A 24,951-nucleotide genomic window follows, 5' to 3' on the forward strand; every position below is an offset into this window, starting at 1 on the left:
GGAGGACGACCCCCCGTGTCATCAACCAGCAGCCGATCAACCAACAGCCGCATCGCCGATTTCCGGTCCTACGACGTCGCCGCACGGCGCGCCGAGATCGTTCGCCAGACCGACCTGACCGAAGCAGACATCGCGGTCTACGACGCTGCCGACGGCCTCACCATCGACCAGGCCGATCGCATGGTCGAGAACGTCCTCGGCGTCATCGGCATCCCGGTCGGCGTGGCCACCAACTTCACGATCAACGGCACGGACTACCTGATCCCCCTCGCCACCGAGGAGCCGTCGGTGGTCGCCGCCGCGAGTAACGCTGCTCGCATCGCACGCGGACTCGGGGGCTTTCACGTCTCGAGCACGCAGCCGATCATGCAAGCCCAGATTCAACTCGTCGACGTCGTGGATCCGGCAGCTGCCCGCATCCGACTCCTCGAGGCACGTGAAGAAATCATTGCACTCGCCAACGAGCAGGACCCGAAGCTGGTCAGCGTCGGGGGTGGCGTGAAGGACATTTCGGTTCGCATCGTGTCCTCGGACAAGGCCGCCTACGTCGTCCTCCACCTTCATGTCGACGTACGAGATGCGATGGGCGCCAACGCAGTCAACACGATGGCAGAAGCAATCGCGGATCGAGTAGCCGAGATCGGCGGCGGACACGTCGTCCTGCGCATCCTCACCAACAAGGCCGATCTGCGGCTGACGCGCGTTCGTGCCGTGTTCGACGCCGAATTGATCGGCGGCGCAGAGGTTGTGGACAACCTGATCCATGCCGCACGCTTGGCAGAGCTGGATCCCTACCGCGCCGCGACACACAACAAGGGCATCATGAACGGCATCAGCGCCGTGGTGTTGGCAACCGGAAACGACACGCGCGCAGTCGAAGCCGGGTGCCATTCCCATGCAGTCAACGCCGACGGAATCTACTCCTCACTCTCGCATTTCGAGAAGAATGCCGACGGCAACATCGTCGGCACCCTCGAGCTACCCATGCCGGTCGGCCTCGTCGGCGGCGCCACCAAGGTGCACCCGGTAGCGCAGGCCGCAATCAAGATGCTCGGCGTCGAGAGCGCCGAGGAACTCGCCGGCATCATTCTGGCAGTCGGCCTGGCGCAGAACCTGGCTGCGGTCCGCGTTCTGGCCAGTGAGGGTGTCCAGCGCGGACACATGGGGCTGCACGCCCGCAACATCGCTGCCACCGCCGGAGCGCAGAAGAGCGAGATCGACGCCGTGGTGGCACGCCTGATCGCGGACAAGAGCATTCGCGTCGAGCATGCCGAGAAGGTTCTCGCCGAGATCCGCGGCGGAAACTGACGACAATGACCGAAACAGTTGCAGGATCACCGGTGTGGAAGCCGGCGCCTCATCGAGTGCCGGCGCCGGGACTGCCGACCTCGGTCCGGATCTACGAAGTCGGGCCACGCGACGGACTTCAAGCGGAAACAGCGGTGATCCCGACCGAGACGAAAGCCCAGTTCATCGAACGCCTGGTCGCGGCCGGCTCCCGCACTGTCGAATTGACGAGTTTCGTCTCACCTCGATGGATCCCGCAACTTGCGGACGCGGAAGAATTGATGGGTCGGCTGCACCTGCCGGACTCGGTACGTACGGTCGTTCTTGTCCCGAACCGCAAGGGTCTCGAGCGGGCCGTCGCCGCCGGAGCGAGCGAGGTTGCAGTATTCGTCAGCGCCACAAAGGAATTCGCGAAACGCAACCTCAATTCCACGGTGGACGGCGCGATCGCCGCGGCTGCCGAGGTCACTACGGCCGCCCGAGCCCTGGGACTTCCCGTCCGCGGCTACATCTCCATGTGCTTCGGCGACCCCTGGGAAGGCTCCGTGCCCGTCGAGCGTGTCGCCGACATCGCAAAGACCCTGATCGACAGCGGTGTCACGTCACTCTCACTCGGCGACACCATCGGCGTCGGCACACCTGGCCATGTGCTCGCTTTGCTCGGCGCCCTCCGAGAACGTGGCATCCCCACATCGCAGATCGCCATGCACTTTCACGACACCTACGGCCAGGCGCTGTCGAACGTCTATGCGTCGTTGACCGCTGGGGTATCCGAATTCGACAGTTCCGCAGGTGGTCTCGGACGGTGCCCGTATGCCAAGGGCGCGACCGGAAATCTCGCCACCGAGGATCTGGTGTGGATGCTCCACGGCCTCGGGATCGACACCGGCATCGACCTGGATTCGCTCACCGATACAAGCATCTGGATGGCCGAACAGATCGGCCACTCGAGCCCGTCCCGAGTTGTCACCGCCCTCCGCGCAGCACGCACCTGACACCCGCAACGCAAGCCCCTCATCTCGCAAGCCCCTCCCTGTACGACCCCGCCATGCATGACACTGGAGAAGACTGATGTCACCACCGCAGCCGGCAACGACGCCGACCACCACAACCGAGCCGACCGAGCAGCAGACATACCTCGAAGTCTGGGGCGACACCGTCAACGGTCGACACCTCGCGATCTCCGTTGCAGTCGGCAGTGTCGTCGGCGCCTCGGCCCTTCTCGCGGCCCAGGCACTGTTCGAACGGGTCGTCAGCGAACCGTCGTTGGCCCAGGCTTACAGCCTTCTGGTCGGCATCGCGGCCTGCCTGCTCGCCGGCGTGGTCTGCGGAATCTTCATCAAGCCGAAGCGGATAGTCGCCTTGGCCGCCGCCGACGCGGAGTCGATCGACGGTGTCATCACGACGATGAGTGAACAGCGCCAGGGTCTGGGCACTCTCGCCGACATTCCGGAGCAGAGCCGACAGGAACTTCGCGAGCTGGGTCTGTACGACCACTTCGCCGCTGCCGAGGCCGAGCACGCACGGGTCTCGAACACACCGAAGGACGGTGGGCGCGCATGAGTTCGGTTCTGACCAACGAAATTCTGATTGCCGTTCTCTTCGGCATCATCGGCGCGGTCGCATTCACGTTCATCGGATTGATCTCCGGCACGGACGAGACCGCCACGATCGCACCGCTGACTCTGCTCGTGATTCTGCTCGGCGCTCCCCCGGCGGCGGTCTTCACGTTCTTCCTCTCCGGTGCGATCGCCAAACACATGACGCACGCGGTGCCGACGATGCTGCTGGGCATTCCCGGCGACACGATGGCGATTCCACTCTTGCCGGAAGCGCAGATGATGCGCTCACTCGGCATCCCGCACATCGCACTCCGCAAGGCGATCTCGGGAGCAGTGATCTCGGCGTTCGTCGCTGTGCCGGTTGCCGTTTTGTTCGCGACCATCCTCGCGCCGTTCGCGGACACCGTTCAGTCGATAGCACCGTGGCTGTTCCTGGTCGCCGCCATCGGCATCGCCTACGCCTCACCAGGCCGCTGGGCCGGGGTTGTCGCCCTCGTTCCCTTCGTCATCTTGATCCTCGGCGCCCGCGCGTTGACGTCGAATTACGATGTGTCGCTGAACATCAGCTACTTCCTTGCGATCGCAGTCGGGCCGCTGATCGCGGACCTCGCACTGACCTTGGGCCCGTCTAGCCGTAAGGACATGGAACGCAGTGAACCCAAAACCGTTGCATTGGCCCCGGACATCAAAGGATGGAAGGGATACTTCCCCAATCCTCTGAAGGTCCTCGATCGCAAGCAGATCGGTTACACCGCCGCCGCTTCCACGGTGTCGAGCGCAACCTTCGTCTTCAGCCCGGTCGCCATGACTGTTCTGATGGGTGAACTGGTAGGTGCGCGGATCAAGAACGGCTATCACCGACTGACCACAATGGTCTCGGCGAAGAACGGTACGACGGAATCCACCTACATCGCGGAAACCCTCATCCCACTCGTCGCTTTCGGCCTTCCGCTCAGCCCGCTCGCGGCAGGCCCCGCAGCCCCTCTGTTCAACGCTCCACCGGTGTTCGAGACCAATCAGGAAACCGGAGTGATCAACAATCTCTCCACGTACCTGACGCAGTGGGAGTTCCTGCTCTACGGCCTGCTCGCTGTGGTCACGGCGACGGTCATCGCATACCCGTTTGCCATGAACTACGCGTACCGCGCTGCGTCAGCGGTGGTCAAGCACATCAGTCACGAAGCTGTGATCGCGGTGTTCACGGGACTGGTCGTGGTCATCAGCATCTGGGAGGGCGGCATCCTCGGGCTTCTGATCACCGTGACGGTCGGCCTGGTCGGTGGTCTTCTCGGGCGCCTGTTCAAGATTCACGGCGGAGTTCTGTTCATGGGTTACTACGTAGCGCTGTTCAGTGTTCCTGCCCTGATCAATCTGTTCTGAATCGGTCGACTCCACCACCACGTGCGGACCCGCAACAAACTGCGGGTCCGCACGTATTTCTTCAGCTTCCGACCGTGAGCGCCACGGTTCGATTGCGGTCCAACTTCTTCGCTCGATACAACGCCTCGTCAGCGCAATCGACCAATTGCGTCAGGTCTGCGTCGCCGTGGGGTGAACACGCGACACCGATGCTGACCGTCGGCCCGAAGTCACCCAATACTGCCGACGAATTCTCCGCTTGCGCGCGTCGAATCATCTCGGCTGTTTCGGTCGCACCCTCGAGATCGACACCGGCCATCAGTACGACGAACTCCTCGCCGCCCAATCGGGCGAAGAGATGCTTGTCATCGAGGTGCCGCCGCACCTGATCGGCAAAACTCACCAACGCTGTATCGCCGGCACGATGACCGAGGTTGTCGTTCACCATCTTGAAGTGATCCAGATCCATCATCAGGACGCTGACCGGACGTCCAGAGTGGCGACGCGGATCGGTCGCACCCGTCACGCTGCCGCCTCGCCGCAAGAATTCGTCCCGGCGCAACGCACCGGTCAGATCGTCGTGGGTGACGGCCTGGGTGAGTGCCTCGAGCGCGCGGCGACGCTCGAGGATCACGCAGGCCACCGCGATCGGCGCTACCGCCAGCAGCGACAATCCGATCTGGACCGACGCGCTGACCGGCGAGACGCCCTCGCTGGACAATCCGAGATGGCCGTCGGCCGTCAGTACCAACGTCCAGGCAGTTGACACAGCTGTGAGCACCGACGTGACAAATACATTGGTGAGCAAGGCTGCAGTCACCAGCGCCGGCATGGCAAACGCGATCGCTCCGGCACCGCCTATCACCCACTCCAAGATGATGCAGACGGCCAGCAGCGCCGTCGGAACGACTGATCGACGCAGAAGCGTGGCAACAGCTTTCGGTTCCCGATCCACTCGTCGAAGCGAAGGGAATGTCAGCACCAAGGGGACGATGGTCATGTAGTTGACGAACTCACTCGAGAACCAGAGCAACCAGCCGTCCCACCACTGCCCGCCGAACAGCACGCGGTTCGCGATACCGCCCACGAGCGCCGCCATCGACGCGGCGGCGACAGTCATCGACACGAGATAGCCGACGGACTGAATACTGGTCAGTCGACGGTCCTCACTGTCGACCCAGCGAAAGGCGTAGAAGCCGCTCGCAACCCCGACGATGTTGGCCGCGTTGAGCCACACCGTGGACTCCCATGCCCCACCGGTGATCAGGTCGGCTCCGACATAACCGACTACGACGCAGATCCAGGTGAGCAATGTGGCGGAACGCGGCGACCGAAAGAGGATCCCGAGTAGCAGCGCGTTGGCCGGCCAGAAGACTGCAAGCGTGCCCGGCAGACGGCTCAGAATTCCGACCAGGCACGAGACGAAGACGACTACGCCGATAAGCAGTGCGCGACGTACGGCCGATGACGACAACGACTTTTCGACCGTGCTCACCACCTACATTCGACTGACCTACTCACAATTCGACAACCACTATCGGTGACCAAGGCGCCCCGGATGCAGGGTCGCCGCAAGACACCCGTCGAAATATACCGACCGGAATCGTACGCGAGGGACGTCGAAACCCAAGGCGCCCCACTGTGCTTTGGCTATCGATGAGGACAAATCGGATGTTACGTCGTCAGTTGGTCAAATGAAGTTCACCGAGCGTGATCGAAGCGGTGCGAGCAAACTCTCGGACACTCGCGCCTCCACTTCCGGCAGGCATTACCCCGAGAAGGGGAACACCGCTGACCGAGACCAGATCCTCGCGATTGCATCTCTCGGCGAGGTCCGGTTCCTGCGGCCACGAACCGATCACCAATCCGGCGCAGTCCACGCCGTATGCACGTAGGGCTTCCACGGTCAGTGCGGTGTGATTGAGCGTGCCCAGGCCGGACGCAACCACCAACACCACTGGCGCTGCCAGAGCCGCGGCAAGATCGCGAGCGGTGAACCCGTCGACGCCCAAGCGGACCAGCAAGCCGCCGGCGCCTTCGATCAGGGTCAGGTCGTGGGTGGTGTCAAGGTCGGAGGCGACCCGAACCACGTCGTCGAGCGCCAACAACGGGAGACCACTTCGACGTGCAGCAGTATCCGGCGCCAAAGGTTCGGGGTACCGCGCCAACTCGACCAGCGTCACGCCGCCGCCGGTCAGACGCTCGATCTCGGCCAGATCACCCGCACCGTCCACGTCGACGCCGGTCTGGGCCGGTTTGAGCACTGCAACCGACTTGCCCGACTGCAAGGCCACCGATGCCAATGCGGCTGTCACCACTGTTTTTCCGACGTCGGTCGACGTTCCGGTCACCAGGAAAATGCTCATGCTCGGGCTCCGGCCAATACTTCGCGCAGTACGAGAGCGATCTGCTCCATCTCGGATGCGGACAGCGTCGCTCGTGCGGTCAGACGCAGCCGTGACGTTCCTTCCGGAACCGACGGCGGGCGGAAGCAACCGACATGCAACCCCTGATCCCGGCACGCCGACGCGGCATCGAACGCCCGCTGCGGATCACCGAGAACGACTGAGACGACAGCAGATTCAGGCGACGGAGCACCGGTGACGTCCGCCAGCTCGGATGCCCGGGCCAGGACGTCGAGCGCTCGCGTCGGCTCACGCTGGAGTACGGCGAGTGCAGCCCTGGCCGCGCCTACGGCGGCCGGTGCGAGCCCGGTGTCGAAGATGAACGTTCTTGCCGCGTCGATGAGATGCGCGCGGATCTTGTTGTCACCGAGCACAACTCCGCCCTGGCTGGCGAGCGACTTGGACAGTGTTGCAGTCACGACGACGTCGGGTTCACCGGCCAGGCCCGACTCGTGGACGAGTCCACGTCCAGCGGCACCGCGCACACCGATGCCATGCGCCTCGTCGACCAACAGGATCGCCCCGTACTCGCGGCACACCTGATGCATCTGCCGCAGTGGCGCGAGGCCTCCGTCGGCACTGAAGACCGAATCGGTGACGACCAGCGCTCGCTCTTCCACTCTGCTGCGCAACGTGTCGGCGAGAAAGCCCACGTCCGAATGCGGAGCCACGGCGACCCGAGCACGTGACAGGCGGCAGGCATCCACCAGCGAGGCATGCGATCCCGCATCGGAGACGATCAACGCCCCTGGACCCGAGAGCGCCGTCACCGCGCCGAGATTGGCTGTGTAACCGGAGGAGAAGACAAGTCCGGAGTCCGCCCCGACGAACTCGGCCAGTTCGACTTCGAGCAGTTCGTGTTCGGTGGTGGTGCCGGTGACCAGACGCGAGCCCGTGGCGCCCGCGCCCCAACGGCGCAGAGCCGCCGTGGCACCCTCGATCACATCGGGGTGCCGCACGAGTCCGAGGTAATCGTTCGACGCCAGGTCGATCAACGGGGAGTCGACCGTGCGAGGACGGAGTTCGCGACGCAGTCCGGCGGCCCTGCGGTCCGCTTCGACGGCCGTCAGCCAATTCAGCGAGGTGTTCACTTTTCCGACCATACTTGAACACCGTTCAACTCAATGGTTAGGGTGCATCCGTGCTCACAACCGGACTTGATCCCCATGACGTCTCCGCCATCGATGCCGATGTCCTCTGGCATCCGTACGGATCGTTTCCCGCGTCGACTCGTCCGCTGATCGTCGACTCTGCGCAGGGGGCTACCCTGACGCTCTCCGACGGCCGCCGATTGGTCGACGGGATGAGCTCGTGGTGGGCCGCCATTCACGGCTACCGCAATCCCGTGCTCGACACCGCCGCCGCACGGCAGCTCGGCAAGATGAGCCATGTCATGTTCGGCGGACTGACGCACGAACCCGCCGCTCGCCTCGGGCGACTGCTCGTCGACATCACACCACCTCACCTCGACAAGGTGTTCCTCTCCGACTCCGGTTCGGTGGCCGTCGAAGTCGCAGTGAAGATGTGCCTGCAGTACTGGCGAAGCCTCGGAAAGCCGTCGAAGAATCGTTTGATGACCTGGCGCGGCGGATACCACGGTGACACCTTCACCCCCATGAGCGTCTGCGATCCCGACGGCGGCATGCATTCCCTCTGGACCGACGTCCTGCGCCCTCAGGTCTTCGCGCAGGCTCCCCCGGCGGGCTATCTCCCCGAATACGTGCAGGAGTTGGAATCGCTCTTGGCCGAGCATCACGAGGACCTCGCAGCGGTGATCGTGGAACCGGTGGTTCAAGGCGCCGGCGGAATGCGTTTCCACGATCCCGCGTACCTGATCGACCTGCGTAACCTCTGCGACAAGTACCAAGTCCTCCTGGTCTTCGACGAGATCGCGACCGGATTCGGACGCACCGGAGAATTGTTCGCCGCCGATCACGCCGGCGTCAGTCCCGACGTCATGTGCGTCGGCAAGGCACTGACCGGCGGGTACATGAGTCTGGCGGCAACGCTGTGCACCACGGAGATCGCGGAGACCATCACTGCCGGTGAGGGCGGCGGGCTGATGCACGGCCCTACCTTCATGGGCAATCCACTCGCGTGCGCCGTCGCGGTGGCGTCGACCGAACTTCTGCTTGCAATGGACTGGCGGCGTGACGTCGCAACCCTCGAACGTGGCCTCGCTCGAGGCCTCGCCGAAGCCGTCACAATTCCCGGGGTCGTCGACGTCCGCGTCAAAGGCGGAATCGGAGTGATCGAACTCGAACAGCCGGTCGACATGCAGAGCGCGACCGATGCAGCCGTCGACGCCGGCGTCTGGCTCCGGCCGTTCCGCAACCTCGTATACGCGATGCCTCCGTACCTGTGTTCGGAGGCAGAGGTGGAACAGATCACAGCCGGAATGCTTGCAACCGCCCGCAGCCAGGCGAAACGGTGATCGGCACCGTAGACAGTCGACGAGATTCGATCGGCTGCACCCGATAGGGTCTGATTCATGGATCAACCGCCGAGCGAGACCTCAGCCACTCCCATCCCGGTATGGCCTGGCAGTGCGTACCCACTCGGTGCCACCTACGACGGCGCGGGGACCAATTTCTCGCTCTTCTCCGAGGTCGCCGAGGCCGTCGAGCTGTGCCTGATCGCCAAGGACGGAACCGAAACCCGCATTCGGATGGACGAGGTCGACGGTTACGTCTGGCATGCGTACCTTCCGTCGGTATCCCCCGGCCAGCGATACGGCTACCGCGTACACGGGCCGTACGATCCGGCTGCAGGTCTGCGATGCGATCCGAGCAAGCTCCTGCTGGACCCGTACGGAAAAGCGTTCGACGGAGACTTCGACGGAGACCGTTCGCTGTTCTCGTACGACGTCGAATCGGCGGCGGACCCCGAACCTTCAGGAGACGACGAATCTCCCGCCGTGGAGCCGCAAGAGGCTACCGACGAAACGAGTTCGGAAGCCGAATCGGACGAGGTGGGCCTCGAAGACGACTCGCCCACGGGCGATCAGGAATCGGACGAGATCCTCGAGCCCGAACCCTTCGAGCCGGAACCACTCGTCGACGAACCCGCCACCATCCCTTTCCCCCAACATGATTCGCTCGGCCATACGATGTCGACCGTCGTCATCAACCCGTTCTTCGATTGGGCGTCCGACCACTCGCCGAAGCGTCCGTATCACGAGACGGTCATCTACGAAGCGCACGTCAAGGGTATGACCGCGACGCACCCCGGAGTTCCGGAGGAATTGCGCGGCACGTACGCGGGGCTCGCTCATCCGGTGATCATCGAGCACCTCACCGATCTGGGTGTCACGGCGATCGAACTGATGCCGGTCCACCAGTTCATGCACGATCAGGTGCTTCTCGACCAAGGTCTGCGAAACTACTGGGGTTACAACACCTTCGGCTTTCTCGCTCCGCACACCGACTACTCCTCGGCCACGAAACCCGATGCGGCCGTAGCGGAATTCAAAGCCATGGTGCGCAGCTTCCACCAGGCGGGTATCGAAGTGATCCTCGACGTGGTCTACAACCACACCGCCGAGGGCAATCACATGGGGCCGACCATCAGCTTCCGCGGAATCGACAATGCCGCCTACTACCGCCTGGTCGACGGCGACGAAGAGCACTACATGGACTACACCGGAACGGGCAACAGCCTCAACGCCCGTCATCCGCATACGCTGCAATTGATCATGGACTCTCTGCGGTACTGGGTCACGGAGATGCACGTCGACGGTTTCCGCTTCGACCTCGCCTCGACACTCGCCCGTGAACTGCACGACGTGGACCGCCTTTCGGCCTTCTTCGATCTCGTGCAACAGGATCCGATCGTCAGTCAGGTGAAGCTGATCGCCGAACCGTGGGACGTCGGCGAAGGCGGTTACCAGGTCGGCAACTTCCCCGGCCTGTGGACCGAATGGAACGGCAAATACCGCGACACCGTCCGCGACTACTGGCGTGGTGAGCCGGCAACGCTGGGGGAGTTCGCCTCCCGTCTCACCGGATCCTCTGATCTCTACGAGGCCACCGGACGTCGCCCAGGCGCGAGCATCAACTTCGTCATCGCTCACGACGGTTTCACCCTCCACGACCTCGTCTCGTACAACGAGAAGCACAACGAAGCCAACGGCGAGAACAACAACGACGGCGAATCGCACAACCGATCTTGGAACTGCGGGGTCGAAGGCCCCACCGACGACCCGGAAATCCTCGAACTGCGTGGCCGTCAGAGCCGGAACATACTGGCTACACTGATGCTCAGCCAGGGCACCCCGATGCTTGCTCACGGCGACGAGATGGGCCGAACTCAGCAGGGTAACAACAACGTTTACTGCCAGGATTCGGAACTGTCATGGATGGATTGGACTCTCGCGGAAACCAACGCCGACCTCGTCGAGTTCACCAAGCGCGCAATTGCCTTGCGCGCCAAGAACCCGGTCTTCCGGCGTCGTCGATTCTTCGAGGGGCGACCTATTCGAAGCGGCGATCAGAGTCGCGACATCGCCTGGCTCACGCCGTCTGGCGAAGAGATGACTCCGGCCGACTGGGACAGCGGTTTCGGCAAGTCGTTGGCTGTCTTTCTCAACGGTGACGCGATCCCGGAACCGAACTACCGTGGCGAGCGCGTCACCGGAGATTCGTTCCTTCTCTGCTTCAACGCCCACTACGAAGATCTCGAATTCTCCACCCCCAACGCGGACTACGCGTCGGAGTGGACCGTCGTACTCGACACCTCGGTCCCCACCGGTGAGAGCGATACCGTGATCAAAGCCGGAACAACATTGGATGTAAAAGCGCGAGCATTGACGGTACTTCGCAGAACCGCTTGAGGGAGACGTGCACATGGCCCCGATAACCAGCACCTACCGACTGCAGTTGCGACCGGATGCATTCACTCTTCGTGATGCGGCCGCACAGGTGGACTACTTCGAGGCATTGGGGGTCTCACATCTCTATCTCTCCCCCATCCTCACGGCAACGTCCGGATCGACGCACGGCTACGACGTCACCGATCCGACAACCGTGTCCGAAGGACTTGGTGGCCGCGAGGCCCTGGTGGAGCTCTCGCGCGCCGTTCGATCACGTGGGATGGGCCTGATCGTCGATCTGGTCCCCAACCATGTCGGTGTCGCCAAACCTCGCGAAAATGCTTGGTGGTGGGACGTTCTCACGCACGGGCAGTCGTCGGAGTACGCGCATTTCTTCGACATCGATTGGGCCGAGGACAACGGAGCCAACGGCGCCGACGGCAAACTCTCACTCCCAGTACTGGGCAGCCCGGACGATCTCGACGCACTGACTGTCGAGAAAGATGGCGAGGAAACACTTCTCGCGTTCTACGAGCACCGCTTCCCCATCGCTGCCGGTACTGAATTCGGATCTCCACAGGAGGTGCACTCCAGGCAGTCGTACCGACTCGTACCGTGGAACGCCGGGATCGTCAACTACCGACGGTTCTTTGCCGTCAACGAACTCGCTGCGCTGCGCCAGGAGGACCCCCAAGTCTTCGAACTCTGCCATCGGCAAGTGAAGTCGTGGGTCGACGAAGGACTGATCGACGGCGTTCGCATCGATCATCCGGACGGACTCGCGAATCCGGCGGAATATCTCGGGCGCCTGCGAGAACTGATCGGACCAGATCAGTGGCTCGTGATCGAAAAGATCCTCGGCCATACGGAACCACTCGATCCGATGCTCCCGATCGACGGCACCACCGGATACGACGCCCTCAATCAGCTGGGCGGCGTTTTCGTCGATCCCGCCGCCGAACTCGAATTGACCGAACTCTCGGCAGATCTGACCGGCGACGACGGGGACAGTACGTGGTTGCATCACACCGAACGTCAGTTCAAACGCGACACCGGGCGCGGTGACCTGGCACCGGAGGTTCGCAGGCTCGTACGTGGAATCCGACGCGAAACCGGAAGTCGTTGCAGTGAGACCGAACTGAACGACGCAGTTGTCGTCGCGATCGCTCGGATGCCGGTGTACCGATCCGACTACAGTCCCCTCGCCGGTTTGGCCGCTCGGATCGTCGGCGACATGCACGAATTGGCTCCCGGACATGAACCATCGTTCAACGTGTTGGCGCAATCCCTGGTGAACAGCGGTGAAGCCTCAGTTCGCTTCCAGCAGGTGTGTGGCGCTGTCATGGCCAAGTCCGTCGAAGATCGACTCTTCTATCGGACGGCGCGCCTGGTCTCACGTCAGGAAGTCGGCGGCAACCCGGCATCGCTTGCCGTCTCCGTCGCCGAATTCCATCTCCACAACGCGGACCGAGCGAAGCGGTGGCCGCGCGCGATGACGAGTCTGTCCACTCACGACACCAAACGCGGCGAGGACGTGCGGGCACGGATCGGTGTTGTGTCTCAGGTGCCGACGCTGTGGGCCCGGCTGATTCGCGAGTGGGAAGACGTGTGCCCCAGCCCTGATCCGCTTACCGGATTGTTCTTGTGGCAGAACATCATCGGTGTGTGGCCGGCGGACGGCCGCTCGGCAGCCTCGGTTCCAGAGCTGCGCGAGCGTTTGCACGCCTATGCGGAGAAAGCCGTCCGCGAGTCCGGCGCCAGAACTTCCTGGAACGATCCGGACGTCGACTTCGAGTCGGCAGTGCACCGCTGGATCGACCAGGTGATCGACGGCCCGGTCGGTGATTCGGTCAGCGAATTCGTCGGCAGGATCGCGCGTCACGGCTGGTCGGACTCTCTGGGCCAAAAGCTGCTCCAACTTCTCGGGCCCGGCGTTCCCGACGTCTACCAGGGCACTGAGCTGTGGGAGGACTCGTTGGTCGATCCGGACAACCGGCGGCTTGTCGACTACGGAACGAGGCGATCACTGCTCGATTCCGGCGCCGCGCCGATCGACGCAACAGGAACCGCAAAGTTGCACCTCGTTCGCACGGCACTGACACTGCGGCGGGAGAACCCCTCGTGGTTCGATCACGGTGAGTACCGGCCGGTCTTCGCTTCAGGTTCCGGATCCGGTCATCTGGTCGGCTTCTCGCGCGGCCCGGCAGGTGATCCGCCTATGGTCGTTGCTCTGGCGACGCGACATTCGCTCAGACTCTCGTCGCACGGTTGGAGAGATACGCGAGTGGACCTGCCAGATGGCGAATGGGTCGACGCACTGAGCGGACAACCCGTCTTGTCTTCGGATGCGCGGGACATCTTCGCTGCCGGGCCATGTGCCCTGTTGACCAGGGTGCGCTGAGCGGTTTCCGCTGACTGGGCATTCACCCCCGAAAAGAACTTCGTCGCGCTAACTTCCGAAGAGCAGATCATCACCACTAGTCGGAGGTTTGAGCATGGCCGCCAGTCGATTCACCGGAAAAGTTGCCTTCATCACCGGAGCCGCCCGTGGTCAGGGGCGCGCCGAAGCTGTCCGGCTGGCAGAAGAGGGCGCAGACATCATCGCCATCGACGCGTGTGTTCAATTCGAATCCACCTCGTATGCCGGCGCCACCGACGACGACCTGGCCGAGACAGTCGAACTGGTCAAGGCCCTGGACCGTCGAATTGTCGCTACCAAGACCGACGTTCGCGACTTCTCTGCGCTGTCCGCGGCGCTCGCGGCCGGCATCGACGAATTGGGGCGACTTGACGTCGTCGTCGCGAACGCCGGAATCTGTTCTGCCAACATGTCCTGGGAAATCACGCCCGAGCAGTGGCAGGAAACGCTCGACGTCAACCTGACCGGCGTCTTCCACACCGCCAAGGCAGCGATCCCGCACCTGATCAAGCAAGGCACCGGTGGCTCGATCATCTTCACCAGCTCCGTCGCCGGCCTGCGCGGCCTCCCCTTCCTCGGCCATTACGTCGCGAGCAAACACGGCATCACCGGTCTGGCCAAGACGATGGCCTCGGAGTTGGGGCAGTACAACATTCGGGTCAACACCATCCACCCACACGGCGTGGAAACCGGAATGCAGATGACGGACATGCGGCCGCTCATCGACGCCAACGCCCACACACTCGGTCCGATCTTCATGCAGACCTTGCCCGACCCGGTCAGCCAGCCGGAGGACATCGCCGCCGCCGTCGCGTTCCTCGGTTCCGACGAGGCCCATCACATCACCGGCATCGCGATGCCGCTCGATCTGGGCACCCTGATCCGCTGATCGAATCTTCTCGAGTTTTTCCCGTCCTCGGGGAATATCGCTTCCCCGAGGACGGTTGCGCGAGACATGACCAAAACTGTTGTAGCGCAGACGTACGGCACGCCCGAGGTCCTGAAGCTCGTGGACGTCGATTTACCGGCACCGAAATCAGGTGAAGTCCTGGTCGACGTGAAGGCGATCGGCGTCAATCCCTTCGACTTCAAGCTCTACAGCGGCGCTTTCGGCACCGACCCCGAGAAACTTCCCATCCGCCTCGGCGGCGAGGCAGCGGGCGTCGTCTCGGCTGTCGGCGACGGCGTCACAAATGTGAACGTCGGCGACGAAGTGATCGTCAGCCCCGGCAACGGCCTCTACTCCGAACAAGTAGTCGTGCCGGTCTCCTCTGTCACCGCGAAGCCCGCAGGCATCAGCTGGGAACAGGCAGCCGGCCTCCTTCTGGTCGGCGGAACTGCAGTCGACGCCCTCGACACCATCCGGGTCGGCTCCGGCGACACCGTTCTCATCCACGGCGCGTCCGGCGGCGTCGGCGCGATCGCTGTTCAGCTGGCAGTTGGTCGCGGAGCTACGGTGATCGGCACTGCGGGAGCCTCGAATCAGGATTACGTGCGCTCGCTCGGCGCCACGCCTGTGCTCTACGGCCACGGCCTCGAAGCGCGTGTCCGTGAACTCGCGCCGAACGGCGTCGACGCCGCCTTCGACACCGCCGGAACGGATGAAGCCGTCGATACATCTCTGGCGTTGGTCACCGACAAGAGCCGTATCGTCACCATCGTCGCGTTCGGACGCGCCCAGACCGACGGCTTCGCTTCCGTCGGCGGAGGCAATCCGGCAAGTGCCGAAGCACGTTTGAAGGCTCGATCCGAACTTGTCGAACAAGCCGGTTCCGGACATCTCACCGTGAAGATCGCCAAGACTTTCCCACTAACGGACGTCGCGCTCGCTCACACCGAGTTGCAGAGCTCCCATCCCGCCGGGAAGTTCATCCTCATTCCCTGACGTTGCTTGCGGTTCCCTGTGTCTGAGGGGCGAGTGGAACCAACAGGGTGGTGCCGAACGCGACGAGCACGGATTCGCCTTCGCGTTCGGCATGTACCTCGGCAGTGACGAACACCTGCTTGCGCCCGGCCTTGACCGAGCGCGCCGTAGCGACAAATGCGGTTCCGACGCCCGGACTCACGAAATTGACCGCGCAGTTGGACGCCGCCACGACACCTACCTGGGTGAAAGCAGCAAATCCGCACGCGGTGTCGACGAGTCCCGCCACGAGCGCAGCGTGCAGGTGTCCCGAGTACTGGCCCAGATCCTCACGCCATTCGAGCCGCAGACAGACGCGACCCGGTTCGGCCTCCGTGACTTCGAATCCGGCCCACCGGTTGAAGGCCGCCGAGGCGTTGACCGCGCGCAACTGATCGAGCATTTCATCGTTGTCCATGTAGACCAGTCTACATAGGTTGTGATGGATCACTGGGGTGTTTAAGCTCCAACTCGTGGCGACTCCCCCGAAACACCGCGAAGCACTCGTACGAGCTGCGGCCGATCTGTTTCGCCGCCGGGGGTATGCGGCAACGGGCCTCAACGAGATCCTCAAGTCGAGCGGGGCGCCGAAAGGTTCGCTCTACCACTACTTTCCCGGCGGCAAAGAGCAGATCGGCGAAGAGGTCGTCCGCGTCGGCGGGCAGCTGGTCACCGACACCCTGACCGAACTCGCCGACAGCCAATCGGACGCCGGGTCGCTGCTGCGCGAGTACGCGCGGTTGCTCGCCGGATGGGTGAGCGATTCGGATTTCCACGAAGGCTCGCCGATCACGACGGTGTTGTTGGAACTTGCCCCCGATTCGGAGAGCGTGACAGCCGCCGGACAGGCGGTGTATCGACAGTGGACTTCGCTACTGCGCGACACACTGATCGCGTCCGGGGTCGGACGTGCGCGAGCGGAACGGCTTGCCGTCCTGGCAGTGTCCGCACTCGAGGGCTCGCTGGTGCGGGCTCGCGTCGAACGATCCGGTCAGCCGATTCTCGATTCCCTCGGCGAGGTCGCCGACGTGTTCGACGGAGCAATCGCCGCGGCGCACTCGCACTGAGCGAACGCGACCTGAGCGAACGGCACTCTCGGTCTCATGAAGGCGCCGAAAGGTACGTTCGCTCGGAATCGGAGGGTGACTCAGTCGGCTTCCGGGCGCCATCCCGAGCACCATCCCGAGCACCACCGCGGGCCGCGCCGATTCCTGCGACGACGACGCACGCGATACCTGCCACGGCCAGAACACTCGGAACCTGTTGCAGCACAACCAGACCGATAAGCTGCGCGAAAGCAGGCTCGAGACTCATCAGCGTGCCGAACGCCGCCGTGGACAGCCTTCGCAACGAGACCATCTCCAGAACGAACGGCACGACGGGCAGCAAGATCGCGAGTCCGAGGCCCACGAGAATCAGATGCGGAGTCAGCCGCCCGATAGCCGAGTGGCCTACGGCAATTGTCGCGGCCAACCCGGCTACCGCCATCGACACCGCCAGCCCGTTGATACCGGCAACCTCGTCGCCGACGCGCTGGGTGAGCACTATGTACATCGCCCAGCAGAGCGCCGCACCGAGTGCGTACGCCACACCGACCAGATCGACTGTCCCTGCCCATGGTTCGGTGAGAAGCACGACGCCCACGCCTGCCAGAACCGGCCACAGAACGCGGCCACGCCCCCGGAGCAATGCAACCGTCAGCGGACCCAAGAATTCCAATGCGCTTGCTGTTCCCAGCGGAAGGCGCTCCACCGCTGCCATGAACAGGAGCGTCATGCCTGCGGTGACCACACCCAGAACCACGCAAGCCAGAAACGCCTTGCGAGTGAACGCCGAAGGGCGGGGCCTGACGATGATCAGAAGAATGATGCCTGCCCAGGCGAGTCGTAGCCACGCCGCTCCGTCTGCGCCGAGCTGATCGATCAGGCCCACCGACACAGCGAGCCCGAGCTGCACGCACAACATCGCCAAAACAGCCAGGCCCACTCCGGCCCGCGCTTTCGTATCCATAGCTGAATTGAACGGGAGGCCAACCGTTCGTGTCCACGCGATTTTGACCTACATTATGTTCACGATTAGTGAATGATCGAAGGATGGAAACCCGTCGACTCCATCTCCTCCTCGAACTCTCCCGCTTGGGTTCGATGCGTGCGGTCGCCGAAGCGCACAACCTCACGACGTCGACAGTGTCCCAACAACTCGCGGCCTTGACCGCGGAGACCGGTACCGCACTGATCGAGCCCGACGGTCGCCGGGTGCGGCTGACGCCGGCCGGTCAACGACTGGCCGATCATGCCGTCACCATCCTGGCAGCCGTCGATGCAGCTCGCCTGGACCTCGATCCGGACGCGGAACCGGTGGGGACCCTGCGAGTCGGCGGATTCGCAACTGCGATCAGAACCGCGATGCTCCCCGTCGCTCGAAGCCTGCAACGCAGTCACCCGCAGGTGGACGTGATGATCTACGAATACGAACCCGTGGAGGCTTTTGCACTCCTCGAACGCGACGATCTAGACCTCGCACTGACGTACGACTACAACCTTGCCCCCGCGTCGCCGAGCCCACTACTCGAAGCAATTCCGCTCTGGTCGACGCCCTGGGGACTGTGTGTTCCCGACGACGCCAAAGCTCCCGACAAGTCCACAGAATCCGGAATCGATCTCCGCGCCTTCGCCGACACGTCATGGATAGTGAACTCACGCAACACGGCAGACGAGCGCGCTGTGCGAACCCTCGCGTCGCTGGCCGGGTTCACCCCTCGGATCACTCACCAGATCGACAGTCTCGACTTGGTCGAACTCTTGATCCTCAGTGATTACGGCGTGGGGCTGATGCCGCTCGAACGCAAGACTCGCGAAGGCGTGCGCGTCGAACCACTCGTCGATCCGCCCGTCATCCTCACTGCCTATGCGGTGACGCGTCGCGGCCGATCGTCGTGGCCGCCGCTTCGGCTCGTGTTGGACCGACTCACGGCCTACCGATAACTCACATCCGATCAGCGTCGCCGTCGCGGCGCTGCTGCTTGGCAATTCGACGCTGCTCTTCCGCCCGTTCGCGGCACTGACGCAAGAAGGCTTCGTCCGCCGCCGGATCCTGCGCAACGGCACGTCCCGGGCGCTCGTATTCGCCGTACCCGGTTGGGCCGACGTATCTGCGGGGCGCGTTCTGTCCGCGCCCGACCACCAGCCACAGAACCGATCCCAAAGTAGGAAGGAAGATGATGATCAGAATCCAGACGACCTTGGGTAGGTACTGGATGTAGGCGTCATCTCTCGTGATGGCGTCGACGATGCAGAAAATCCACAGCAACATCGTGATGAGGCCGAACAAGGCATAGGGCACGCTGGCGATTCCTCCCGAGAATAAAAAAACCCTCGCCATGCTAACGAAAACAGACCAATTAGTACATTAGATTCTGGCGAATGTTGAACTCGAGCCATCCTCGGTACGCATCGACGTCCCATCCACTGACCCGACGCAATTGCTGATGAAGCTGCGGCGAGACGAAAGCGGCAAGTATGCCCGCGGCTTTCTCGAGCGAAATCTCAGGCCTCAACAAGCCATGCTCGGAGAGACCCTCGGCTATCGACATCGCATTGACGGCCGACTGATCCGACGACTCCTCGGATAGTCGACGCATGTCGGCATCCGCACCCGAGGATTCGACCGCGACCATCATCAGAGCGCCGGCACGTTCGAGCAGTCCGATGCCCTGTGCCACGATCTGGGAGACGATCCGGCGAACGTCATCGGGGTCCGAGGCCAGGCTCGGCGCGCCGAGTGGAACCTCTTCGGCATCGAGCGCCGCAGCGAGGGCCGCTTCGAAGATCTCGAGTTTCCCGCCAGGGAAGGCTGTGAACACCGTCCGATCGGCGACGCCGGCCGAGGCGGCAATCTGCTTGACGGTGGCACTGACATACCCGTCTCGAATAAACAAGGCCGTCGCCGCATCACGAATGAGTTCACGCGTTCGCTGCGCGGAAGCTTCACGCACGCGGGAGTGGTACTGGCGTCTGCCCTCCATTGCGCACACTTTAGCCGCATTCGATGCAACGACCATGCATGGAAAGAATCGTGCAGCTCAGGAGCCTTTTCCGGGGTGATCTATCCAGCCGTCGCTACCGGGAAACACCAACGCCTCGTGGCCGTTGTCGTACCTGACCAGATAGGGAGGACCGCCGTCCTCGCCGTGCACCTCGAGAACCTCGGCAGTTACCTCCGCCTGCCCCACCACGCGCCCCTGGACGTGGAGACGGTCACCCACTTCGGCATGCATCACTCCTCCTCGCTGCCCGCTCGCGCAGGCGCAGACCAACCACTGACGTTGTTCCCGCCATGCCGACTCGGAAACCCTGGGGCGAGTTGCCGTCGTGAGAAATCGCATATTCACCGAAGGTGACAGCGACAGGTGAACAGTGGTTCACTCATGGGTGAATTCCCGTTCACCATCGCCGCGTGAAGGACCGTCTCTTGGCATTGCACTCGTCTCCGACCACTCGCCGTTCAAGTCGGCTCATTACCGCAATTCTCTGTCTTTCCGGCACCGTGGTCGCGCTGCAACAAACGATGGTCATTCCGTTGTTGCCCGATTTCCCGAAGATCCTCGGCGTCAGCGCTGACGACGCCTCCTGGCTCGTCACCGTCACGCTCCTCACGAGTGCCGTCGCCACTCCGATCGTCTCCCGCCTGGCAGACATGTTCGGAAAACGACGCATGATGCTGATCTCGATGACGATGATCGTGGTCGGATCACTGGTGGCGGCGATCGGCGGCAACTTTGTCGCCCTGCTGATCGGACGTGGTCTCCAGGGCTTCGCGATCTCGATGATCCCCGTCGGAATCAGCATCATGCGCGACGAACTGCCCAAGGAGAAGGTGGCGTCGGCAACAGCGTTGATGAGTGCCACTCTCGGAATCGGCAGCGCACTCGGGCTCCCGCTGTCCGGGTTGATCTTCGAGCATCTGGGCTGGCCCGCCATCTTCTGGCTCTCGGCGATCGTGGGCGTCCTGCTGATCATCGCGGTAGCCGTCGTCGTCCCGGAATCGAGTGTTCGTACCCGCGGCAAATTCGACTTCCTGGGCGCGGTCATGCTCTCGACAGCACTCACGGCGATCCTCCTCGCCATCTCCAAGGGCGCCCGTTGGGGATGGACGAGCGAACTGACATTGCTGATGTTCGTCATCGGAATCGTGACTCTCGCATTGTGGTTCCCTTACGAACTCCGCGTCACCCAGCCGATGGTCGATCTACGAACGTCGGCCAAGCGGCCTGTTCTGCTGACCAACGTCGCCTCGATCCTCGTCGGCTTCTCGATGTACGCGAACAACCTCTCCACCACCCAACAACTTCAGATGCCGAAGATCTCCGGCTACGGCTTCGAACTGGGCGTGATGGCGGCCGGACTGTGCATGATTCCGGCAGGCCTCGCGATGGTCTTCTTCGCGCCCGTCTCCGCGAACATCACGAAGCGATTCGGAGCCAAGATCACCCTGATCGTCGGCGGCACGGTGCTCGCGCTCGCCTACATCGCGCGAGTGTTCCTGACCGGTTCGATAGCACTGATCATCATCAGCGCGGCGGTGGTCAGCATCGGAACCGCAATTGCCTACTCCGCGATGCCGATGCTGATCATGCGATCGGTTCCGATTACCGAAACCGCGTCGGCAAACGGCCTCAATTCGCTGCTCCGCTCAGTCGGTACTTCCACGTCCAGCGCGGTGGTTGCCGCCATGCTCACGTCGATGGTCATCCCGTCCGGGCCGGGCGAGGGCCTTCCGTCGATCGACGCCTTCAAGAACATCTTCTGGCTGGCCGCCCTCGCCGCCGTGGCTGCTGCCGCTGCCGCTGCGTTCATTCCTCGCCGCGGCGCAAAACCGGAAGCGGCACTTCGCCCGGTGACCCCGGAAGGGTTCGAGCTTCCCGACGCCGCCGTGTCCGAAACGGAAATTGTGGTTGCCGGTCGTGTGATCCGGGCCGACAGCCGACCGATCCGGCAGGCCGTTGTCACCGTGATGGACATGGAGGGGCGACCGATCGACTGGAGTCGCGCCGACAACGAGGGCAACTTCTCCCTCGCCCTACCCCGGCCCGGCCGGTACCTGGTGGTCACGAGCGCCGACGGTTGGTCCCCGAGATCACAGGTAATCAGCTTCGACAGCGCGCAATCGACGCACACCGTCGAACTCGGTGACCGCCTCACCATCTCCGGCAAGGTCGGAGTCGGCGGCCGAACAACCTCGGGAACCGTCGTCACGCTCACGAAACCGACCGGCGAATTCGTCGCATCCACGGTCACCGACGGAACCGGGCACTACGGAATCGCACTTCCCACATCCGGCCGGTACATCCTGACCGCGCTGACCGAGAGCGGACACGGCACATTGGCTCGTCAGATAGCGGTCATCGCGCAGTCCACCGTCGTCGATTTCGACGTACCCGTCGATGCCGAGCCGTTGACGACAGTATGAACGCCAGTACGAGCAACCGAACGCATGGCGATCGGGTATCGAGGCGGAGGCGAGCGACATGAGCAGCGGCGAAGCCAGCATCCTCACAGCAGCGAAAGCCTTGTTCGCGGAACGAGGTTACGCATCGACGACCATCAAGGACATCGCGGTCGCAGCCGGCTACTCCCCTGCCCTGGTCATGAAGATCTACGGCAGCAAAGCTCGGCTGTACTCGGCTGCGATCCCGTCCGCACCTCCGATGGACGAGGATCCGAATGCCGACGCCACCGGAGACATCGGCTGTCAACTGGTCGAGAAACTTGTCGCTCGTAGAGAATCCGACGAAACCGATCCGTGGGCAATGCTCGCAGTACACGTTCACGAGGCGCCAGATCCGGCCGCCGCTCGGGCCGAGATCAAGCAACGATACGTTCACGGGATCGCGCGCCGCATCGGCGACACGGAGCCCGGTTTGGTACGCAGCCAGATCGTCGTCTCACTGCTGCTCGGACTGGCCACCGGCATGCGGACGCTCGAACTCCTCGGTGAGGATTCACTGTCGTCGGAGGATCTGATCCGGCGCTACGGAAGGCTGATTCAAATAGCCGTCGACGAAATCGAACCGGTATCCGAGCACGAATCGTTCATCAGTGACACGGTGGAGGAATGACTACTTACCGATACCTCGACGCCGACCGGAATCTCCTCGAAGAGAAAGATTTCGAAACCGAGCAGGACGCACAGGAATACCGACTCTCCGTCCTCGGTGCCGAACACATCGAGCCCGCGGGCGAATGATCCTGTCGAGTCCCCGATCGGTCAGGAAGACTTCGCGGCAGTGGTGAGTTCGTCGATCAGAGCTTGAACGCGCCGCTCGATTTCGTCACGGATCGGGCGAACTGCTTCAAGGCCCTGTCCGGCCGGGTCGTCGAGAACCCAGTCTCGGTAACTCTTGCCGGGGAAGATCGGGCACGTGTCGCCGCAGCCCATGGTGATGACGACATCCGAATCCTGGACGGCGTCGACAGTGAGGATCTTCGGAGACTGCGCTGAGATGTCGATACCGCGCTCTGCCATCGCCTCGACCGCTGCCGAATTGACGGTCTCGGCGGGTGCGGATCCGGCGGAACGGACCTCGATGGCGTCGCCTGCGAGATGGCTCAGGAATCCCGCGGCCATCTGAGATCGACCGGCATTGTGGACGCAGACGAACAACACCGATGGTTTGCTCATGACCTCGCTCTTTCTCGACTGGATGAAACCTCTTCGACTGCAAAGCGTTTGCGTAGAGCAAGGGAGACATAGACCAGCCCGACGAGCACCGGTACCTCGATCAGCGGGCCGACGACACCGGCAAGAGCTTGCCCCGAGGTGGCGCCGTAGGTGGCGATGGCTACCGCGATCGCGAGTTCGAAGTTGTTGCCCGCGGCGGTGAACGCCAGGGTCGTGGTGCGTTCATAGCCCAATCCGATTGCGGCGCCGAGGATGTAGCCTCCGCCCCACATGAGCGCGAAGTACGCGAGCAAGGGCAGCGCGATCCGGACGACATCCCAAGGCTGGGAGGTGATCTGTTCGCCCTGCATCGAGAAGAGCACGACGATGGTGAACAGCAGACCGTAGAGCGCCCAGGGGCTGATCTTGGGGATGAACTTGTTGTCGTACCAGTCGCGGCCTTTGGCGCGTTCGCCGAAGAAGCGGGACAGAAAACCTGCCAGCAGCGGGATACCGAGGAAGATCAGGACCGATTTCGCAATCTGCCAGGGCGAGGTGTCGATGGTGGTCTGTTCGAGGCCGAGCCACCCGGGCAGGACCGAGAGGTAGAACCAACCGAGCACGGCGAACATGATCACCTGGAACACCGAATTGATGGCGACCAGCACCGCGGCGGCTTCGCGGTCTCCGCAGGCCAGGTCGTTCCAGATGATCACCATCGCGATGCAGCGAGCGAGACCGACGATGATCAAACCGGTTCGGTATTCCGGCAGGTCAGGCAGAAACAGCCAGGCGAGGGCGAACATCAGCGCCGGGCCGAGAACCCAGTTCAGGAACAGGGAGCCGGCGAGGAGTTTCTTGTCCCCGGTGACTGTGTCGAGGCGGTCGTAGCGGACCTTCGCCAGGACCGGGTACATCATGATCAGCAGACCGAGGGCGATCGGTAGCGAGATGCCGTCGATCTGCACCTTGTCCAGGGCAGTGTTCACACCGGGGATCCAGCGTCCAACCAGCAGGCCGACGACCATGGCCACGCCGATCCAGACCGCCAGATAGCGGTCGAGGGTGGAGAGTTTTCCGACGACTTCGGGGTGTTCGGTGGTGGCAGCGGTGTTGCTCATGCGGTGACCTCAGCGCAAGTGTCCGCGGCACTCACGCTCGCACCTTCTACCAGCAGAACGGCGGAAAGCTGTTGCAGCGCAGCCGGAATAACCCAGTAGTACACCCAGGTCCCGCGTCGTTCACAATCGAGCAGCCCGGCCTGGCGCAACACCTTCAGGTGATGCGAGATAGTCGGCTGAGACAAGTCGAACGAGTCGGAGATGTCGCAGACGCAGGCTTCACCACCCTCGTGACTTGCCACCAAGCTGAGCAAGCGGAGACGAACCGGATCGCCGAGGGCCTTGAACATCCGAGACAAGTCGCCGGCCCAATCCTCGGTCAACGGTTCACGAACGAGCGGGCTGCAGCAACCCTCGGAGTCCGGCAGCTCTTGATTCGACATTCTTCGATATTGGCAGATATCGAATCAACGCGCAATCGGGCAT

Annotated in this window: 25 protein-coding genes; 14 read left to right on the forward strand and 11 right to left on the reverse strand. The window is 63.0% G+C overall.

The window, feature by feature from the left end:
- Positions 1-15: 15 nt before the first annotated feature.
- From A0W34_RS16645 to A0W34_RS16660, 4 genes are all read left to right on the forward strand, one after another.
- The gene (locus A0W34_RS16645; RefSeq protein WP_050655329.1) at positions 16-1,308 is read left to right on the forward strand and encodes a hydroxymethylglutaryl-CoA reductase, degradative; all 1,293 of its coding nucleotides are present in this window, start codon (positions 16-18) and stop codon (positions 1,306-1,308) included.
- A 5-nt stretch (positions 1,309-1,313) separates the two neighbouring features.
- Positions 1,314-2,282, forward strand: a complete 969-nt coding sequence (locus A0W34_RS16650) for a hydroxymethylglutaryl-CoA lyase (protein ID WP_081557965.1) — start codon at positions 1,314-1,316, stop codon at positions 2,280-2,282.
- Between the two features lie 76 nt (positions 2,283-2,358).
- Positions 2,359-2,850 carry a hypothetical protein gene (locus tag A0W34_RS16655; RefSeq protein ID WP_003941716.1) on the forward strand — a complete coding sequence of 164 codons (492 nt, stop codon included), beginning with the start codon at positions 2,359-2,361 and terminating at the stop codon, positions 2,848-2,850.
- The gene (locus tag A0W34_RS16660) at positions 2,847-4,229 is read left to right on the forward strand and encodes a tripartite tricarboxylate transporter permease (protein WP_003941745.1); all 1,383 of its coding nucleotides are present in this window, start codon (positions 2,847-2,849) and stop codon (positions 4,227-4,229) included. The genes A0W34_RS16655 and A0W34_RS16660 overlap by 4 nt, the downstream gene beginning before the upstream one ends.
- A 61-nt stretch (positions 4,230-4,290) precedes the next feature.
- On the opposite strand, the gene A0W34_RS16665 is transcribed toward A0W34_RS16660, so the two are convergent.
- The 3 genes from A0W34_RS16665 to A0W34_RS16675 form a co-directional block, all read right to left on the reverse strand.
- Positions 4,291-5,703, reverse strand: coding sequence for a GGDEF domain-containing protein (locus A0W34_RS16665; protein WP_232329868.1), 1,413 nt, complete (start codon positions 5,701-5,703; stop codon positions 4,291-4,293).
- Between the two features lie 187 nt (positions 5,704-5,890).
- The gene (gene bioD, locus A0W34_RS16670) at positions 5,891-6,574 is read right to left on the reverse strand and encodes a dethiobiotin synthase (protein ID WP_058226955.1); all 684 of its coding nucleotides are present in this window, start codon (positions 6,572-6,574) and stop codon (positions 5,891-5,893) included.
- The gene (locus tag A0W34_RS16675; protein WP_081557966.1) at positions 6,571-7,716 is read right to left on the reverse strand and encodes an 8-amino-7-oxononanoate synthase; all 1,146 of its coding nucleotides are present in this window, start codon (positions 7,714-7,716) and stop codon (positions 6,571-6,573) included. The genes bioD and A0W34_RS16675 overlap by 4 nt, the downstream gene beginning before the upstream one ends.
- 38 nt (positions 7,717-7,754) lie before the next feature.
- On the opposite strand from A0W34_RS16675, the gene A0W34_RS16680 reads away from it, so the two are divergent.
- The 5 genes from A0W34_RS16680 (at position 7,755) to A0W34_RS16700 (ending at position 15,727) form a co-directional block, all read left to right on the forward strand.
- Complete coding sequence (locus A0W34_RS16680; RefSeq protein WP_030537108.1) at positions 7,755-9,047, forward strand: adenosylmethionine--8-amino-7-oxononanoate transaminase; 1,293 nt, start codon at positions 7,755-7,757, stop codon at positions 9,045-9,047.
- A gap of 57 nt (positions 9,048-9,104) precedes the next feature.
- Positions 9,105-11,444, forward strand: coding sequence for a glycogen debranching protein GlgX (gene glgX, locus A0W34_RS16685; RefSeq protein WP_003941662.1), 2,340 nt, complete (start codon positions 9,105-9,107; stop codon positions 11,442-11,444).
- Positions 11,445-11,457: 13 nt separating this feature from the next.
- The gene (gene treY, locus A0W34_RS16690) at positions 11,458-13,824 is read left to right on the forward strand and encodes a malto-oligosyltrehalose synthase (RefSeq protein WP_081557967.1); all 2,367 of its coding nucleotides are present in this window, start codon (positions 11,458-11,460) and stop codon (positions 13,822-13,824) included.
- A 94-nt stretch (positions 13,825-13,918) separates the two neighbouring features.
- Complete coding sequence (locus A0W34_RS16695; protein ID WP_081557968.1) at positions 13,919-14,731, forward strand: mycofactocin-coupled SDR family oxidoreductase; 813 nt, start codon at positions 13,919-13,921, stop codon at positions 14,729-14,731.
- Positions 14,732-14,797: 66 nt separating this feature from the next.
- Positions 14,798-15,727 (forward strand): NADP-dependent oxidoreductase, encoded by a 930-nt coding sequence (locus A0W34_RS16700; protein WP_058226951.1) that lies wholly within the window; start codon positions 14,798-14,800, stop codon positions 15,725-15,727.
- On the opposite strand, the gene A0W34_RS16705 is transcribed toward A0W34_RS16700, so the two are convergent.
- A complete protein-coding gene (locus A0W34_RS16705) occupies positions 15,717-16,163 on the reverse strand; it encodes a PaaI family thioesterase (protein WP_232329869.1) in 447 nt (148 codons plus the stop codon). The two genes, A0W34_RS16700 and A0W34_RS16705, sit on opposite strands and share 11 nt — an antisense overlap.
- Before the next feature lie 55 nt (positions 16,164-16,218).
- On the opposite strand from A0W34_RS16705, the gene A0W34_RS16710 reads away from it, so the two are divergent.
- Positions 16,219-16,812: a TetR/AcrR family transcriptional regulator gene (locus tag A0W34_RS16710; protein ID WP_081557969.1), complete on the forward strand. Its 594-nt coding sequence runs from the start codon at positions 16,219-16,221 to the stop codon at positions 16,810-16,812.
- 34 nt (positions 16,813-16,846) lie between these two features.
- Here A0W34_RS16710 and A0W34_RS16715 read toward each other — a convergent pair whose 3' ends face one another.
- Positions 16,847-17,755, reverse strand: coding sequence for an EamA family transporter (locus tag A0W34_RS16715; protein ID WP_065456576.1), 909 nt, complete (start codon positions 17,753-17,755; stop codon positions 16,847-16,849).
- A gap of 83 nt (positions 17,756-17,838) precedes the next feature.
- Between A0W34_RS16715 and A0W34_RS16720 the strand changes: the two genes are divergently transcribed.
- A complete protein-coding gene (locus A0W34_RS16720) occupies positions 17,839-18,729 on the forward strand; it encodes a LysR family transcriptional regulator (protein ID WP_081557970.1) in 891 nt (296 codons plus the stop codon).
- Position 18,730: 1 nt separating this feature from the next.
- On the opposite strand, the gene A0W34_RS16725 is transcribed toward A0W34_RS16720, so the two are convergent.
- From A0W34_RS16725 to A0W34_RS16735, 3 genes are read right to left on the reverse strand one after another with little or no spacing between them, the layout of a single operon-like run.
- Positions 18,731-19,087 carry a PLD nuclease N-terminal domain-containing protein gene (locus A0W34_RS16725; RefSeq protein WP_081557971.1) on the reverse strand — a complete coding sequence of 119 codons (357 nt, stop codon included), beginning with the start codon at positions 19,085-19,087 and terminating at the stop codon, positions 18,731-18,733.
- 58 nt (positions 19,088-19,145) lie between these two features.
- Positions 19,146-19,769 (reverse strand): TetR/AcrR family transcriptional regulator, encoded by a 624-nt coding sequence (locus tag A0W34_RS16730; RefSeq protein WP_081557972.1) that lies wholly within the window; start codon positions 19,767-19,769, stop codon positions 19,146-19,148.
- 57 nt (positions 19,770-19,826) lie between these two features.
- The gene (locus A0W34_RS16735) at positions 19,827-20,021 is read right to left on the reverse strand and encodes a DUF1918 domain-containing protein (RefSeq protein WP_003941743.1); all 195 of its coding nucleotides are present in this window, start codon (positions 20,019-20,021) and stop codon (positions 19,827-19,829) included.
- Between the two features lie 179 nt (positions 20,022-20,200).
- On the opposite strand from A0W34_RS16735, the gene A0W34_RS16740 reads away from it, so the two are divergent.
- From A0W34_RS16740 to A0W34_RS33660, 3 genes are read left to right on the forward strand one after another with little or no spacing between them, the layout of a single operon-like run.
- Positions 20,201-22,213: an MFS transporter gene (locus A0W34_RS16740; protein ID WP_003941782.1), complete on the forward strand. Its 2,013-nt coding sequence runs from the start codon at positions 20,201-20,203 to the stop codon at positions 22,211-22,213.
- A gap of 58 nt (positions 22,214-22,271) precedes the next feature.
- The gene (locus tag A0W34_RS16745) at positions 22,272-22,862 is read left to right on the forward strand and encodes a TetR/AcrR family transcriptional regulator (RefSeq protein WP_003941800.1); all 591 of its coding nucleotides are present in this window, start codon (positions 22,272-22,274) and stop codon (positions 22,860-22,862) included.
- On the forward strand, positions 22,859-22,990 hold the full coding sequence (locus tag A0W34_RS33660; RefSeq protein WP_007733137.1) for a hypothetical protein: 132 nt from the start codon (positions 22,859-22,861) through the stop codon (positions 22,988-22,990). The genes A0W34_RS16745 and A0W34_RS33660 overlap by 4 nt, the downstream gene beginning before the upstream one ends.
- Before the next feature lie 21 nt (positions 22,991-23,011).
- Here A0W34_RS33660 and A0W34_RS16750 read toward each other — a convergent pair whose 3' ends face one another.
- The 3 genes from A0W34_RS16750 to A0W34_RS16760 are packed head-to-tail and all read right to left on the reverse strand — an operon-like array spanning position 23,012 to position 24,908.
- On the reverse strand, positions 23,012-23,425 hold the full coding sequence (locus A0W34_RS16750) for an arsenate reductase ArsC (protein WP_054781566.1): 414 nt from the start codon (positions 23,423-23,425) through the stop codon (positions 23,012-23,014).
- Positions 23,422-24,525 carry an ACR3 family arsenite efflux transporter gene (gene arsB, locus A0W34_RS16755; protein WP_003941673.1) on the reverse strand — a complete coding sequence of 368 codons (1,104 nt, stop codon included), beginning with the start codon at positions 24,523-24,525 and terminating at the stop codon, positions 23,422-23,424. Before arsB ends, A0W34_RS16750 begins: the two co-directional genes overlap by 4 nt.
- Complete coding sequence (locus A0W34_RS16760) at positions 24,522-24,908, reverse strand: ArsR/SmtB family transcription factor (RefSeq protein WP_081557973.1); 387 nt, start codon at positions 24,906-24,908, stop codon at positions 24,522-24,524. The genes arsB and A0W34_RS16760 overlap by 4 nt, the downstream gene beginning before the upstream one ends.
- Positions 24,909-24,951 lie beyond the last annotated feature (43 nt).

Source organism: Rhodococcus sp. BH4 (assembly GCF_002079265.1).
GTDB classification, from domain to species: domain Bacteria; phylum Actinomycetota; class Actinomycetes; order Mycobacteriales; family Mycobacteriaceae; genus Rhodococcus_F; species Rhodococcus_F qingshengii.

Bases quoted from the DNA above. Each gene is read 5' to 3' on its own strand.
- A0W34_RS16750 (WP_054781566.1), bottom strand. From the start codon at position 23,425: ATGAGCAAACCATCGGTGTTGTTCGTCTGCGTCCACAATGCCGGTCGA.
- A0W34_RS16745 (WP_003941800.1), top strand. From the start codon at position 22,272: ATGAGCAGCGGCGAAGCCAGCATCCTCACAGCAGCGAAAGCCTTGTTC.
- bioD (WP_058226955.1), bottom strand. From the start codon at position 6,574: ATGAGCATTTTCCTGGTGACCGGAACGTCGACCGACGTCGGAAAAACA.
- glgX (WP_003941662.1), top strand. From the start codon at position 9,105: ATGGATCAACCGCCGAGCGAGACCTCAGCCACTCCCATCCCGGTATGG.
- A0W34_RS16720 (WP_081557970.1), top strand. From the start codon at position 17,839: ATGGAAACCCGTCGACTCCATCTCCTCCTCGAACTCTCCCGCTTGGGT.
- A0W34_RS33660 (WP_007733137.1), top strand. From the start codon at position 22,859: ATGACTACTTACCGATACCTCGACGCCGACCGGAATCTCCTCGAAGAG.
- arsB (WP_003941673.1), bottom strand. From the start codon at position 24,525: ATGAGCAACACCGCTGCCACCACCGAACACCCCGAAGTCGTCGGAAAA.
- A0W34_RS16675 (WP_081557966.1), bottom strand. From the start codon at position 7,716: ATGGTCGGAAAAGTGAACACCTCGCTGAATTGGCTGACGGCCGTCGAA.
- A0W34_RS16700 (WP_058226951.1), top strand. From the start codon at position 14,798: ATGACCAAAACTGTTGTAGCGCAGACGTACGGCACGCCCGAGGTCCTG.
- A0W34_RS16735 (WP_003941743.1), bottom strand. From the start codon at position 20,021: ATGCATGCCGAAGTGGGTGACCGTCTCCACGTCCAGGGGCGCGTGGTG.
- A0W34_RS16715 (WP_065456576.1), bottom strand. From the start codon at position 17,755: ATGGATACGAAAGCGCGGGCCGGAGTGGGCCTGGCTGTTTTGGCGATG.
- A0W34_RS16660 (WP_003941745.1), top strand. From the start codon at position 2,847: ATGAGTTCGGTTCTGACCAACGAAATTCTGATTGCCGTTCTCTTCGGC.
- A0W34_RS16705 (WP_232329869.1), bottom strand. From the start codon at position 16,163: ATGGACAACGATGAAATGCTCGATCAGTTGCGCGCGGTCAACGCCTCG.
- A0W34_RS16760 (WP_081557973.1), bottom strand. From the start codon at position 24,908: ATGTCGAATCAAGAGCTGCCGGACTCCGAGGGTTGCTGCAGCCCGCTC.
- A0W34_RS16655 (WP_003941716.1), top strand. From the start codon at position 2,359: ATGTCACCACCGCAGCCGGCAACGACGCCGACCACCACAACCGAGCCG.
- treY (WP_081557967.1), top strand. From the start codon at position 11,458: ATGGCCCCGATAACCAGCACCTACCGACTGCAGTTGCGACCGGATGCA.
- A0W34_RS16695 (WP_081557968.1), top strand. From the start codon at position 13,919: ATGGCCGCCAGTCGATTCACCGGAAAAGTTGCCTTCATCACCGGAGCC.
- A0W34_RS16730 (WP_081557972.1), bottom strand. From the start codon at position 19,769: ATGGAGGGCAGACGCCAGTACCACTCCCGCGTGCGTGAAGCTTCCGCG.
- A0W34_RS16650 (WP_081557965.1), top strand. From the start codon at position 1,314: ATGACCGAAACAGTTGCAGGATCACCGGTGTGGAAGCCGGCGCCTCAT.